Here is a 12,947-nt window from a genome sequence, read left to right as displayed (position 1 = left end):
GGATCCGCAGCCAATCACTTGTAGGAGCGGCGTAAGCCGCGAAGCTGGTGATCGTTCCGTTCGCGCATTGCCTGCGATCTGAGCGGCTGGGTTCTATGCCGTATGGGAAAAACAAAAGGCAAAATCAACGGCGCCTCTCCCCAATCCTCCCCTGCGCTACGCGCAAGGGAGGGGGCAACAGCAGCTAGGCCGGCAACATCGCCTCTTCCGCTGCCGCCCTCAGCTTGGGCAACAGTCGCAGCATCAAGGCCAGCTGGGTACGCACCAGTCGCGACTTCTCATCGATCTCGTCCGACATCTGCTCCAGCGCATCAGCCAGCGCGATCTCATCTTCCTGCGGCTCGGCCGCCTGGCGCCGGTTCAAGGCGTCAGCCAGCGCAGCCAAGGATTGCTGCAACTGCCGATGGCCATCAGCAACCAGTGCGTCCCCATGGACCGCCTCAGCCTGCGCGCGATGTGCGCCCAGCGCCGACAGATAGCCGAGCAGGGTATTGGACAGCCCAAGGAAACGAAAACCCGCATCCAGGTTGCCTCGCGCGTAGCCCGGCTCGCGCAGCATGTTGGCCAGGGCCACCGACAGCGCGACGTCGGCGTTGTGCATGTCGCGGCGGGCGATGCGGTAGGGCAGGTCGTCGCGCATGCCGCTGCGGTACTGGCCCAGCACTTCATCCAGATAGGCGGTGCTGGTGGCGATCACCTGCGCCATCACCTTGTGCAGGCGCCGGCCTTCCCAGTCGGGCAGGATCAACAACGAGGCGATCGCGGCGATGATGCAGCCGATCAAGGTGTCGAGGAAGCGCGGCCAGATCAGCACGAAGCCGTTGCCGATCAGGTTGAAGCACAGCAAGGCCATCACCGTGATCGCGGCGGTCGCCAGCAGATACCTATCGGTGCGGGTGAAGAAGAACAGCAAGGCCGCGGCCAAGGCCAACAGCAGCTGCAGGCCGGTGCCGGGGAACAACTGCATCAGTGCCCAGGTCACGCCCAGGCCCAGCAAGGTGCCGGCGATGCGCTGCACCAGCCGCAGGCGGGTGGCGCCGAAGTTGGGCCGGCACACGAAGACGATGGTCAGCAGGATCCAGTAGCCGTTTTCCGGGTGCACCAGCTTCAGCAGCGCGTAACCGGCGATCAAGGCCAGTGCGATGCGCACGCCATGGCGGAACAGCAGCGAGCCGGGCGTCAGCGCCTGGCGCAGACGCGTGCCCATTTCGCGCAGGGTATGCGGCGAGGAATCGCGCAGGCGGGTATCGATGCCTTCCAGTGGCGTATCGGCCAGCGCGGCCTCGGACAGCTGCCGCTCGATGCTGCTCAGGTTGGCGGCAAGGAGTTGCAGCGAGCCGAGCAGGCGCGTCCACTGCGGATTGCGCTGCTCACGCAGGTACTGCAAAGAAGATTGGAGGTCCTGGCCGGCGACGCGGGCGCGCTCGCCATAGTCGAACGACTGGCGCAGGCGGATGGCCTCACCCAGCGTCTGGCAGGCCTTGCCCTGCAGCGACAGCAGGCGCCGGCAGCGGTACAGCACGTCGCTGTGGAAGAAGGCGTCGGCCAGGGCTTCGTATGGATAGTGCGAGGAGCTGGCGCGTTCGTGGAAATCCTGCGCCATGTAGTACAGGCGAAAGTACAGACCCGACTGCACCCCGGGCCGGCCAGAGCGGCCGAAGCGGCTGAGGATGGCGGTCTTGGCGATGTTCAGCGCTTGCACCACGCGCACGTTCTGTTCGGCAAGCGCCAGCCGTCGTGCTTCCAGATCACCTTGCCGCACCGGCTCGAACAGGTCGGCCTTGAGCTGCAGGTACTGGCCGAGTTCGAAGAACAGCCGCGCCAGGCGTTCGCGCACCGGGCGGTTGGCGAACATCGCCGTCCACAGGATCGACAGCAGGCCATACCAGCTGGCGCCTACCAGCAGCGGGATCACCTCGCGTAGCGCCTGTTGCTGGCTGACGTTGTGGTGCTGGTCCATCGCGATCATCGCGTAGATCGCCAGCGTCACCGTGGCCTGGCCGATGGAGGCATAGCGCTCGCCCAGCGCCCCGAGCAGGGTCAGGCCGAAGGCGGTCAGTGCCAACGCGCTGATGAAGGGGACCGGGTAGGGGAAAAGCGCAATGACCGCAGCCGCAGCAGCGACGAAACACAGCAGCGACAGCAACACCGATTTGGTGCGGCCCCACCAGTTGTCATCGGTCTCGGCGATGGCGCTGGCGATGATGCCCAGGAACAGGCCGGGAATCGCTTCGATGTGGCCGTCGTACCAGCCATAGGCAATGGCAGCGGTGAGCGCGATGAACACGCGCAGCCCGTAGCTGGCTTTTTCGTGGGCCCAGAGTTGGCCCAGGTGGCGGTCGAGGCGGCGCATGCCGGAAGCGGGTACTCGCTGTGATCAGGCTGTCAGCTTGCGGTGCCGCCGCGATGCAGGCAAGCGCGATCCGTCTGCAAGCGTGCGGGAATCAAACTGCAGCGTTGGCCGCACGCATGAAATCCAGGAACACGCGCAGCTTGGGTGCCAACTGCTCGCGCGAGGGGTAATAAAGATGGAAGCCGGCATAGGGTGGCTGCCAGTCATCCAGCAGCCCATGCATGCGACCGGCTTCGATATCGGCACGGGCGATCGCTTCGAAGATCTGCAGCAGGCCGAGGCCTTCGCGCGCTGCCTGCAAGGCCAGGGTGCTGTCGTTGAGCAGCAGTGGCCCGCTGACGTCGAGGGTGAAGTCGCGGCCATCACGGCTGAACTCCCAGGGCATCACCCGGCCATTGCTGTTGCGGTGGCGGATGCAGGCATGGCCGATCAGCGCTTCGGGCGTCTGCGGCGTGCCGTGCCGTAGCAGATAGTCCGGTGCAGCGACCACGGTCCAACGCAGCGGCGGCCCCAGCGGCACTGCGATCATGCCGTCAGCCAATGCCTCGCCCAGGCGGATGCCGGCATCGAAGCCTTCGCCGACCACATCGACCAGCGCCGCCTGCATCGACAGTTCCACTTCCACCTGCGGGTAGGCGGCATGGAAGGCGGGCAGGTGTGGCAGCAGCAGGTATTCGATGGCAAAGCGCGGCGCGGTGATGCGCAGCTGGCCGGTGGCGACGTCGCGGTTGGCTTCCACCGCATGCAAGGCTTCGCCGATGCGGGCGAGTGCCGGTGCGGTGTCCTGCAGCAGGCGCTGTCCGGCCTCGGTGAGGCCAACCCGGCGCGTGGTCCGCTGCAGCAGGCGGGTGCCGAGCCGGCGCTCCAGGTTGCGGATGGTCTGCGACAACGCCGACGGCGATACCCCCAGTTCGATCGCGGCGTGGCGAAAGCTGGCGTGCCGGGCCACGCAGGCAAAGGCTGCCAGCGCGGGCAGGAGGGAGGGCTCTACTGTGAAGTCTGGCTTCATGGTCAGTTCGGAGTATCCATCTTTATCGGCATAGTGGCGAGCGCCTACAGTTACTCCCGTCCTTAGCGAGCTGGAGTTGCCAATGAAAACCCGAGTGCTTGGCCGTAATGGCCCGGTTGTTTCCGCGTTGGGCCTGGGCTGCATGGGCATGAGCGCGTTCTATGGCGGCCGTGGTGATGACGCGGCCTCGATTGCGGTCATCCACCGCGCGCTGGAGCTTGGCGTGACCTTGCTGGATACCGCCGACATGTACGGCCCGCATACCAACGAGGTGCTGGTCGGCAAGGCGATTGCCGATCGACGCGCGCAGGTGTTCCTGGCCACCAAGTTCGGTGTGCGGCTGGATGCCAATGACCCGCAGGCGCGTGGTGTCGATGGTCGCCCGGAGTATGTGCAGGCCGCCTGCGAGGCCAGCCTGCAGCGTTTGGGTGTGGATCATATTGATCTGTACTACCAGCACCGCGTTGATCCCTTGGTCCCGATCGAGGACACCGTGGGTGCGATGTCGCGTTTGGTGGAGCAGGGCAAGGTGCGTTACCTGGGCCTGTCCGAGGCGGCGCCGGAGACGATCCGCCGCGCGCATGCGGTGCACCCGATCACTGCGCTGCAGACCGAGTATTCGCTGTGGTCACGCGAGCCGGAGCAGAACGATGTGCTGGCCACGGTGCGTGAGCTTGGCATTGGCTTCGTGCCGTACTCGCCATTGGGTCGCGGCTTCCTGACTGGCGCGATCCGCAGCCCGGCGGATTTCGAGGACGGTGATTACCGACGCAACTCGCCGCGTTTCCAGGGCGAGAATTTCGCCCGCAATCTGGCGCTGGTGGAACAGGTCAATGCGATTGCCGCCGACAAGGGCGTGAGCCCGGGGCAATTGGCCTTGGCCTGGGTGTTGGCGCAGGGCGATGACCTGGTGCCGATTCCGGGCACCAAGCGTCTGCCGTATCTGGAGGAGAACCTGGGTGCGCTGGATGTGGTTTTGAGTGCCGAGGACCTGGCGCGGATTGACGCGGTGTTCCCGGTGGATGTGGCGGCGGGGCTGCGTTACCCGGCGGCGAGCATCGGCAGCGTGCATCGGTAGAGCCGAGCTCTGCGTCAAATGTAGAGCCGAGCCATGCTCGGCTGAAGCTTTCCCGATAAGGCCCCTGCCGAGCATGGCTCGGCACTACCGTTTGTGCTCCCTCCCTTGCACGCAGTGCAGGGGAGGGTTGGGGAGGGGTAGCTTCTGCGGCATTGCCGGTAGAGCCCCTTGCCGAGCATGGCTCGGCCCCACCGTTTGTGTTCCGCTTACTGCTGCTCGCGCGCGATCGCGCGCCAGCCGATATCGTTGCGGTGGAACTCGTTGGCCCAGTGGATCTTGGCCACACCCGCGTAGGCGTGCTTCTGCGCATCGCCAACGCTGTCCCCCAGCGCTGCAACACACAACACACGGCCGCCGGCGCTGACCACATTGCCGTCGGCGTCCAATGCGGTACCTGCATGGAATACCTTGGCGCTGGCCGGCACATCACCCAAGCCACTGATCACATCGCCGGTGATCGGATTTTCCGGATAGGGCTTGGCCGCCAGCACAACACCGAGCGACGGTCGCGGGTCCCACTGCGCTTCCACCCCCGCCAATGCGCCATCAATGGCGGCTTCAACCAGATCGACCAGATCCGACTGCAGGCGCAGCATCACCGGCTGGGTTTCCGGGTCGCCGAAGCGCACGTTGAACTCGATCACCTTCGGCGCGCCGGCGCCATCAATCATCAGACCGGCGTACAGGAAACCAGTGAACGGCACGCCGTCGGCAATCATGCCGGCCACGGTCGGTTCCACCACCTCGCGCATCACCCGTGCATGCACGTCCGGGGTCACTACCGGTGCCGGTGAGTAGGCGCCCATGCCGCCGGTGTTCGGGCCGGTATCGCCGTCGCCAACACGCTTGTGGTCCTGGCTGGTGGCCATCGGCAACGCGATGCGGCCATCGACCATCGAGATGAAGCTTGCTTCCTCGCCTTCGAGGAATTCCTCGATAACCACGCGCGCGCCGGCGTCGCCGAATGCATTGCCGCTGAGCATGTCGTGCACGGCCGCTTCGGCTTCTTCCATGGTCATCGCCACGATCACGCCCTTGCCGGCGGCCAGGCCGTCGGCCTTGATCACGATGGGGGCGCCTTTCTCGTGCAGGTAAGCCAGCGCCGCATCCACTTCGGTATGCACGGCGTAGTACGCGGTGGGAATGCCGTGACGTGCGAGGAAATCCTTGGCAAAGGCCTTGCTGCCTTCCAGCTGCGCGGCAGCGGCGGTCGGCCCGAAGATGCGCAGGCCTGCTTCACGGAAGCGATCGACCACGCCCAGCACCAGCGGCACTTCCGGGCCGACCACGGTCAGGCCCACGGCCTCGTCCTGTGCCAGCTTCAGCAGGCCATCGATGTCGGTGACCTTGATCGCGACATTGCGACACTTGCCTTCGGTGGCGCTGCCAGCATTGCCGGGGGCGACGATCACTTCGCTTACGCGCGGCGATTGCGCCAGCTTCCAGGCAAGTGCGTGTTCGCGGCCGCCGGAGCCGATGACGAGGATTTTCATGGGGTCAGTTCCTGTGGGGCATCAATGGGGAGTGCAGTCGGAGGCTTTCAGCGTGACTTCGAAGAAGACCGCGCCATTGGCATCCACAAAACGTCGACGCGCACCGCCACCAGCGGCATAGACCGGCTTCATCGCCGGTTCCGCGCACAGCTGGACGATGGCTTCGGCCTCATCACGGCGCAGTGCCTCGAACAGTTCGGGCTTGGCCTTGGCCATGGCGACGCTGGCATCGGGAGAGCGCACCATGAAGACGATGTCATCGGCATGGCGATGCGCCGAGTCGATGATCAAGCCATCGCGGTATTGCGTGGGCAGTTGCTTGCCGAGCGTGGCAAGCGCAGTGCGCTGTGCATCGTTGAGCGAGCTGTTGCCGCAGCCGGCAAGCAGCGCGAGGCAAAGGCCGGCGGTGACGACGAGAAGGGCGCTGCGCATCAGTTGCAAGCCTCAAGCTGCATGGTGGGAGGAATCAGATAGCGCGATTGGGCGCTGTCATAGGCGATGTCATGGTGCTTGTTCACCGCGCCGGCACAGCCCCGGCCTTTCTCCTGCACGCGCAGCGGCCAATAGGCCAGCTGCGGCTGGCTGTTGTCAGGAGCTGCGTCGAAATTCAGGTCCAGGCGGCCGTGCGAGCAGTTGCCGGAGGCATTGCAGTCAATGGCATTGCGATCATCCAGGTGGCTGCGCAGCCAGCCTGCGCTGGACAGTTTCTCGTTGCCGTCGAACACGTACCAGGCGCGGTTGCGCATTGCTGCGCCGACCACCACCAGTTCGTCGTCGACCTGGAAGCCCCAGGCGTTGGCGCCGATCTGCAACGTGGTCACCTTGCCAGGCTTGCCACCGGTGCCGCTGCCCTGGCCAAGCAATTCGGCGGCGACGCTGACGCCGTCATCGGCTGCGCGATGCAGGACGATGAAATCGGTGCTGCCCAGTTCGATCGGGCTGGCGTCGTCATAGCTGGTGCAGATTGCCAGCATGCGGTAGTTGCCGTTCTGCAACTTGATGCTCTGGTCGGCGCAGATATCGCGATGCACCGGACGCGCCTGACCCAGATCGGCATCACTCAGTTGCTGCGTCCATTGCCCCTGCAACTGCACGGTGCTGCCATAGCGTTCCTGCAGTACGGCCAACACCCCGGCCTCGTAGCTGAGTTTCGGCTTTGCTGCTGGAGCATCGCCCTGTGCGGGCGTGCCCTGCTGGCACGAAGCCAGCAGGGCGACGGCGAGCAGGGAAATCAAACGCGGGAAAACCCTGGTCGCCATGTGCCAGCTCTCGGTAACGGAATCAGTGACGGAAGTGACGCACGCCGGTGAACACCATGGCGATGCCATGTTCGTCGGCGGCGGCGATCACTTCGTTGTCACGCATCGAACCGCCCGGCTGGATCACCGCGGTGATGCCGGCTTCGGCAGCCGCGTCCAGGCCATCACGGAACGGGAAGAACGCATCCGATGCCATCACCGAACCCGGCACCACCAGGCCAGCATCGGCGGCCTTGATACCGGCGATGCGTGCAGAGTAGACGCGGCTCATCTGGCCGGCGCCCACACCAATCGTGCGCTCGTCCTTGGCGTAGACAATCGCGTTGGACTTGACGTACTTGGCCACGCGCCATGCGAACAACAAATCACGCGTTTCAGCCGCAGTCGGCGCGCGCTGGGTGACGGTCTTCAGCTCGTCGACGCTCATGCCGCGGTTGTCGGCGCTCTGGATCAGCAGGCCCGAACCGATGCGCTTGGTGTCGTAGTTGTTGCGTGCATCACCAGCCGGGATGCGCAGCACGCGCACATTGGCCTTCTTGGTGGCGTAGTCCAGCGCGGCCGGTTCGTAGTCCGGTGCGATCAGCACTTCGACGAACTGGCGGTCGAGGATGGCCTTGGCGGTGGCCGCGTCCAGCGTGCGGTTGAAGGCGAGGATGCCGCCGAAGGCGCTGGTCGGGTCGGTGTTGTAGGCCATCTCGTAGGCGGCGCCGACATCGGCAGCCACGGCCACGCCACACGGATTGGCGTGCTTGACGATGACACAGGCCGGCACATCGAACTGACGCACGCATTCCCATGCGGCATCGGCGTCGGCCAGGTTGTTGTAGCTCAGTTCCTTGCCCTGCAGCTGCACGAAGGTAGCCAGCGTGCCCGGCACCGGATACAGGTCGCGGTAGAACACGCCGCTCTGGTGCGGGTTCTCGCCGTAGCGCAGGTCCATGACCTTGATGAAAGAGGAGTTCATCTGCGCCGGGTATTCGTTACGCACCGGCACCGCAGCGCTGGTGTCGGTCACTGCCGACAGGTAGTTGCTGATCGCCGCGTCGTACTGGGCAACGCGATTGAACGCGGACACCGACAGTTCGAAGCGCTTGGCGGCGGACAGCTTGCCGTCGTTGCTGGCCAGTTCGGCCAACAGCGCGTCGTACTGGTCCGGGCTGGTCGCCACCGCGACGCGGGCGAAGTTCTTGGCCGCGCTGCGCAGCATTGCCGGGCCGCCGATGTCGATGTTCTCAACCGCGTCGGCGAGCGTGCAGTCGGCCTTGGCAGTGACTGATTCGAATGGGTACAGGTTCAGTACCAGCAGATCGATCGCGGCGATGCCGTGTTCTGCCATCACCGCGTCATCGGTGCCGGCGCGGCCGAGCAGGCCGCCGTGCACCATCGGATGCAGGGTCTTGACCCGGCCGTCCATCATCTCCGGGAAGCCGGTGACATCGGACACGTCCTTGACCGGCAGGCCGGCCTCGCGGATCGCCTTGGCGGTGCCGCCGGTGGACAGCAGCTCGACGTTGCGGGCAGCCAGGGCACGGGCCAGATCGATCAGGCCGGTCTTGTCGGAAACGGACAGCAGAGCCCGGCGTACGGGCAGCAGATCAGAAGACATGGGGAGGCAGGGGGAAGCGGAAGCGGGCCCATATTGTAGCCGCGCGGTCACACAGAAGCAGGGTGTAGTGCCGAGCCATGCTCGGCAAGGGGCTTTCCCAGCAATGCACATGTAGTGCCGAGCCATGCTCGGCAAGGGGCTTTCCCAGCAATGCACGACGGCAGGGATTACCGGTAACGCTTCTGCCGAGCATGGCTCGGCACTACAGGCAGTCCGGGGCTTACGCCAGCCCGTATTCCTTCAGCTTCTTGCGCAGGGTCGCGCGGTGAATGCCCAGCAGTGCCGCCGCGCGGCTCTGGTTGCCTTCGCAGTGGTTCAGCACTTCCACGAACAACGGGATTTCCATCTCGCGCAGCACGATCTCGTACACGTCGTCGGCGTCACAGCCGTCCAGATCGCGCAGGTAGCGCCGCACGGACTGGGCAACGTGTTCGCGAAGCGGCGGCTTGGGAGCGCCACGACTGGTGTCAGGACGGGTGGGGGCAGCGTTCAAGGAGAGTTCCCGGGTTCAGCAAAGTCGGGCGCGTTGGCCCGGCATGGGGATGGGAGTCTAGCGCGTGGGCCGTCGGCCTGCCACGCCATCGTCAGGCGGTTACTGAAATTCGAAGCTGAAGGCGACCGTGGCGGCGGCCGGTTCGCGCAGCCGGAATGACACCTGCGCGCTCTGCCCGGGCTCCAGTCGTGCCAACGGATCGGCGCCAGCGCCGAGGTATTCGGCCGGCTGCAGGGTACGGCGGCCGATCACCCGGCCATCGGCATCGGACAGCGACAGGCGCAGCGCTGGCCAAGCCTGCGCCCAGCGCGCATCGTTGCGGAAGCTGGTCTGTACCTGCAGCGCGCCGGCCTGCCCGGGTACCGGACGGATGTCGCGGCTGAGCATGCTGTAGGCGCTGGGTTCGTGCCACGGCGGCAACGAGCAGCGCAGCACGCTGCACAGGCCGCTGACCAGCGGCCGGGTGCCGGCATCGGCGGCCAACTTGGCGCGGTCGGCCAGGATGATCTGCAGGCCAAGCAGCACGGCCAGTGCCAGCACCAGCCCCCACTGCCAGCGTGGCGTGTCGGCCGGCGCTGCCGCATGCGCGCGGTTCGCGCGCGCGAAGCTGGGCGCGATGACTGCCGGTGATGCGCTGTCTTCTGCCGGCTCCGTGTCCTCGATGCCGGTGTTGCCACTGATGACGGCAGTTTGCGGCAGGACCAGCTCGGGTTGCGCCGCTTCCGGCTGCGGTAGTTCAGCGTGCTCGGCTACCACGCGCTCAGCTACAGCTGTTTCAACATCAGCACGCTCCAGCTCGACAGGCTCGACTTCGGCCGGTGTGACTTCCGTCTGCTCGACGTCAGCCTGCACCAGTTCGGCTCGATCCGTCGGCAAAGGCAGATCAAGCGCAAGCGTCGCCTGTGTGTCATCGCTCGTCGACGCAGCAGGCGCGCTTTCCGGCGTGCCTGGCTTGGGCGTACTCGGCTTGGCCGGACCTTGCAGGAAGGTGGCCAGGGACGGCTGGGTCGGCGCGGTTTCGTCAGTCATGGCTGGGCTGGCTGAGGCACTGGCCCCATTCAAGCACGGCGCACGCCGGTGATGCGCATCCAGTCGCCATCCTGGGTGGCTTCAAGCTGGTCGAACCAGGTGGCGTAGCGTTCCAGCAGCTCGTCTTCCTGGCCGTGCAGGATGCCGGACAGGGCAATCTGCCCGCCTGCGGCGACGCGCGCAGCCAGCAGTTCGGCCAGGGCGTCCAGCGCCGAGGCCAGGATGTTGGCGACCACCACCGGGTAGGTGGCAACTGGCTCGTCTTCCGGCAGGTAGGCGGCGATATGCACGCCGTTGCGCTCACCGTTGTCGTGGGTGGCGATCAGCGCCTGCGGGTCGTTGTCCACGCCCACGGCCGCCGCGGCGCCCAGCTTCAGCGCAGCCAGGGCGAGGATGCCGGAGCCGCAGCCGAAATCGAGCACGGTGTTGCCGGCCAGCTTGCCCTCGGCAGAGAGCTGGTCCAGCCAGCGCAGGCACAACGCGGTGGTCGGGTGGGTGCCGGAGCCGAAGGCCAGGCCCGGGTCCAGGCGCACGATGGCAGCGTCGGCGGCCTGCGCGGCTTCCGGCAGCTCATGGTTCCACGGGACGATCCAGGTGCGCTGGCCGAACTGCATTGGCTGGAACTGGTCCAGCCAGGCGCGTTCCCAGTCTTCGTCCTGCACGGCGCGGAAGCTGGCGTTGCTCCATTCCAGGCCCGGGTCGAAGGACTCCAGCGCAGCCAGCAGGGCCAGCGCATTGGTATCGGCGGGGAACAGCGCGCTCAGCGTGAGCTCGTTCCATAGCGGGGTCTCGCCCACGCCCGGCTCGAGGATCGCGCGCTCGTTGCTGGTGTCAGCGTCGGCGTCGAGCATGGTCACCGCCAGTGCGCCGACGTCGTCGAGGGCGTTCTCGTAACGGGGCTGGGTGGCTTCGGTGCAGCGCAGGGTCAATTCAAGGAAGGGCATGGCGGCGTACGGCAACGGCGGGACAGGGCACGCATCCTAGACGAGGCGGGCAGCAATTGCGCGTTCAGCTGGCCGGTTCAGCCGGCCCGGTCGTGGGTATTGATAGAATCCCCGACCTATAACCGTGTAAGCGGCTGACGCCTTCCCATGCTCTCCCTGCTGGCCAGAAAACCCTGGTATCTGTTGGTGCTGCCTGCGGCAGTGCTGATGGCGGCGCTGGGCGTTCGCAGCGGCAATCTGCTGCATGGCGATACAGTGGAGGTGGCTGCGGCAAGCAATGCCGGCCCAGCTGAGTTGGCTGCGCCACTGCTGGCTGCCGCCGTCGCGGTGGTTCCGGAGCAATCCACTGCGGTTGCGGCAGGTTTGCCGCTGGACCTGCGCGCGGCCTTCGAGAACGGCAGTGACCTGTTCGCCTACGCTCACCAGCTGCAGGCAGCTGCCAACGCGGGCAATGCCGAGGCCGGTTGGATGGCCAGTCGCATCTACGACTATTGCGGCGTGTTTGCGATGGACCCATCTGGCTACGCGCTGGACAGCGCCGCATTGCAGCGTATGGACCTGGACGTGATCTCGGCGATGCTGACCGCACGCGGCAAGGTGCGCCAGGGCTGTGCAGGCTTCACCGCCGCCGATGGACTCGGCCGCACGCGCCTGCTGCAGCAGCGCATGGTATCGGCCAAGGGGGGCAACCTGGCGGCCGAAGCAGCGCTGCTGTCGATGGGTGAACCCCTGAGTGACACGCCCGAATACCGCCGCGGGCTGGTGGAGCGTGTGCAGTCCTCGCAGGACCCGGAAGCCTTCCTGGCGATCTCGGGCGCGATGGGTACTGCTGCGGCCGGTGACGACGCGTACCGGGGCATGGTTGCCGGCAGCCAGTTCAGCCAATTGGCCTGGCAGGTTGCAGCGTGTCAGCTGGGCCTGGCATGCGGACCTGGCAGTGCATTGATGGTGGCGTATTGCGCCAATGGCGGGATCTGCTCGCGCGATCCCCAACAGGATTTTCAGTCTTTCGTTTACGACGCAGCGGTACCGCGCCAGGGTATGGAAAAAATGAACGAGATGGTCAACAGCTTGCGCGATGCGCGCCGAGGTGTGCGATGAATTACAAACGCTTCCTGCATGGGGCAAAGTTCTGGGTCTGGGTCGTGTTGTTTGTGGCCTATTCGGCGGGCGCGGTCGGCGTGGTGCTGATCGATACCTATGAAGACCGCTACCGGGCGCTGTCCAAGATCAAGCTGACCACCGTCAAATCCGACGAAGACCTGCGCCGTGCCGGCGCCACCCAGGCGGCAGCGGTGTACCGCGCGCAGAGTGGCATGCCGTTCAACACCTTGCAGCCGGGCAGCAGCTTCCAGATCGTCTGGCCGGATGGTTCGGTGGAAACGGTGACGGTGGTGGATCCCAGTTCGCCGCTGGGTACCGAGCCGCTGAAGGGCAGCGCGGTGGGCGCTGAGTAAACCGGCGTTTTCGCCAGACACAAAAAAGGCGGGGATTCCCGCCTTTTTTGTGCGCGTTTGTTTCTGCAGTGCCCCGCCAATCTCGGCACTGCGAGCCCCGCACCCGGGTTGGGGGGGGGGGGGGGGGGGGGGGGGCGGTTTGCCGCGGAACCCCCCCGGGCCGCGCTGGGCGCGCCACTACAGGTGTGGCCTCAGGCCTTCATGCTGCCGGTGTCGATGTAGCGCT

General features: G+C 65.9%; 12 protein-coding genes. 3 read left to right on the top strand and 9 right to left on the bottom strand.

Annotated features, from left to right (window positions below; all coding sequences use genetic code 11):
• Positions 1-184: 184 nt before the first annotated feature.
• Both yccS and ACVOLV_RS11935 read right to left on the bottom strand, forming a co-directional pair.
• Complete coding sequence (gene yccS, locus ACVOLV_RS11940; protein WP_481554590.1) at positions 185-2,353, bottom strand: YccS family putative transporter; 2,169 nt, start codon at positions 2,351-2,353, stop codon at positions 185-187.
• Positions 2,354-2,444: 91 nt separating this feature from the next.
• The gene (locus ACVOLV_RS11935; RefSeq protein WP_481554589.1) at positions 2,445-3,362 is read right to left on the bottom strand and encodes a LysR family transcriptional regulator; all 918 of its coding nucleotides are present in this window, start codon (positions 3,360-3,362) and stop codon (positions 2,445-2,447) included.
• A gap of 82 nt (positions 3,363-3,444) precedes the next feature.
• Here ACVOLV_RS11935 and ACVOLV_RS11930 point away from each other — a divergent pair, with 82 nt between their 5' ends.
• The gene (locus tag ACVOLV_RS11930) at positions 3,445-4,440 is read left to right on the top strand and encodes an aldo/keto reductase (RefSeq protein WP_481554588.1); all 996 of its coding nucleotides are present in this window, start codon (positions 3,445-3,447) and stop codon (positions 4,438-4,440) included.
• Positions 4,441-4,646: 206 nt separating this feature from the next.
• Here ACVOLV_RS11930 and purD read toward each other — a convergent pair whose 3' ends face one another.
• The 7 genes from purD to prmA all read right to left on the bottom strand — a co-directional run bounded on the left by purD (position 4,647) and on the right by prmA (position 11,264).
• Positions 4,647-5,933, bottom strand: a complete 1,287-nt coding sequence (gene purD / locus ACVOLV_RS11925) for a phosphoribosylamine--glycine ligase (protein WP_481554587.1) — start codon at positions 5,931-5,933, stop codon at positions 4,647-4,649.
• 21 nt (positions 5,934-5,954) lie between these two features.
• Positions 5,955-6,365, bottom strand: coding sequence for a hypothetical protein (locus ACVOLV_RS11920; protein ID WP_481554586.1), 411 nt, complete (start codon positions 6,363-6,365; stop codon positions 5,955-5,957).
• The gene (locus ACVOLV_RS11915) at positions 6,365-7,192 is read right to left on the bottom strand and encodes a hypothetical protein (RefSeq protein ID WP_481554585.1); all 828 of its coding nucleotides are present in this window, start codon (positions 7,190-7,192) and stop codon (positions 6,365-6,367) included. Before ACVOLV_RS11915 ends, ACVOLV_RS11920 begins: the two co-directional genes overlap by 1 nt.
• A gap of 22 nt (positions 7,193-7,214) precedes the next feature.
• Positions 7,215-8,798 (bottom strand): bifunctional phosphoribosylaminoimidazolecarboxamide formyltransferase/IMP cyclohydrolase, encoded by a 1,584-nt coding sequence (gene purH / locus ACVOLV_RS11910; RefSeq protein ID WP_481554584.1) that lies wholly within the window; start codon positions 8,796-8,798, stop codon positions 7,215-7,217.
• Between the two features lie 220 nt (positions 8,799-9,018).
• Positions 9,019-9,291 carry a DNA-binding transcriptional regulator Fis gene (gene fis, locus ACVOLV_RS11905; RefSeq protein WP_057626401.1) on the bottom strand — a complete coding sequence of 91 codons (273 nt, stop codon included), beginning with the start codon at positions 9,289-9,291 and terminating at the stop codon, positions 9,019-9,021.
• A 99-nt stretch (positions 9,292-9,390) separates the two neighbouring features.
• The gene (locus tag ACVOLV_RS11900) at positions 9,391-10,320 is read right to left on the bottom strand and encodes a DUF3426 domain-containing protein (RefSeq protein ID WP_481554583.1); all 930 of its coding nucleotides are present in this window, start codon (positions 10,318-10,320) and stop codon (positions 9,391-9,393) included.
• Positions 10,321-10,349: 29 nt separating this feature from the next.
• A complete protein-coding gene (prmA, locus tag ACVOLV_RS11895; protein ID WP_481554582.1) occupies positions 10,350-11,264 on the bottom strand; it encodes a 50S ribosomal protein L11 methyltransferase in 915 nt (304 codons plus the stop codon).
• 147 nt (positions 11,265-11,411) lie between these two features.
• Here prmA and ACVOLV_RS11890 point away from each other — a divergent pair, with 147 nt between their 5' ends.
• Together ACVOLV_RS11890 and ACVOLV_RS11885 are read left to right on the top strand one after the other, a co-directional pair.
• On the top strand, positions 11,412-12,365 hold the full coding sequence (locus ACVOLV_RS11890; protein WP_481554581.1) for a hypothetical protein: 954 nt from the start codon (positions 11,412-11,414) through the stop codon (positions 12,363-12,365).
• Positions 12,362-12,721, top strand: coding sequence for a hypothetical protein (locus ACVOLV_RS11885; RefSeq protein WP_303748684.1), 360 nt, complete (start codon positions 12,362-12,364; stop codon positions 12,719-12,721). Before ACVOLV_RS11890 ends, ACVOLV_RS11885 begins: the two co-directional genes overlap by 4 nt.
• Positions 12,722-12,947 lie beyond the last annotated feature (226 nt).

The sequence above is a fragment of the Stenotrophomonas sp. STEN023 genome, from assembly GCF_056760135.1.
This window is presented reverse-complemented; position numbering and strand designations above follow the sequence as displayed.

What these genes read in the sequence shown, in the direction of transcription:
- yccS (WP_481554590.1), bottom strand. Translation starts at nt 2,353, where the DNA reads ATGCGCCGCCTCGACCGCCACCTGGGCCAACTCTGGGCCCACGAAAAA.
- ACVOLV_RS11935 (WP_481554589.1), bottom strand. Translation starts at nt 3,362, where the DNA reads ATGAAGCCAGACTTCACAGTAGAGCCCTCCCTCCTGCCCGCGCTGGCA.
- ACVOLV_RS11930 (WP_481554588.1), top strand. Translation starts at nt 3,445, where the DNA reads ATGAAAACCCGAGTGCTTGGCCGTAATGGCCCGGTTGTTTCCGCGTTG.
- purD (WP_481554587.1), bottom strand. Translation starts at nt 5,933, where the DNA reads ATGAAAATCCTCGTCATCGGCTCCGGCGGCCGCGAACACGCACTTGCC.
- ACVOLV_RS11920 (WP_481554586.1), bottom strand. Translation starts at nt 6,365, where the DNA reads ATGCGCAGCGCCCTTCTCGTCGTCACCGCCGGCCTTTGCCTCGCGCTG.
- ACVOLV_RS11915 (WP_481554585.1), bottom strand. Translation starts at nt 7,192, where the DNA reads ATGGCGACCAGGGTTTTCCCGCGTTTGATTTCCCTGCTCGCCGTCGCC.
- purH (WP_481554584.1), bottom strand. Translation starts at nt 8,798, where the DNA reads ATGTCTTCTGATCTGCTGCCCGTACGCCGGGCTCTGCTGTCCGTTTCC.
- ACVOLV_RS11900 (WP_481554583.1), bottom strand. Translation starts at nt 10,320, where the DNA reads ATGACTGACGAAACCGCGCCGACCCAGCCGTCCCTGGCCACCTTCCTG.
- prmA (WP_481554582.1), bottom strand. Translation starts at nt 11,264, where the DNA reads ATGCCCTTCCTTGAATTGACCCTGCGCTGCACCGAAGCCACCCAGCCC.
- ACVOLV_RS11890 (WP_481554581.1), top strand. Translation starts at nt 11,412, where the DNA reads ATGCTCTCCCTGCTGGCCAGAAAACCCTGGTATCTGTTGGTGCTGCCT.
- ACVOLV_RS11885 (WP_303748684.1), top strand. Translation starts at nt 12,362, where the DNA reads ATGAATTACAAACGCTTCCTGCATGGGGCAAAGTTCTGGGTCTGGGTC.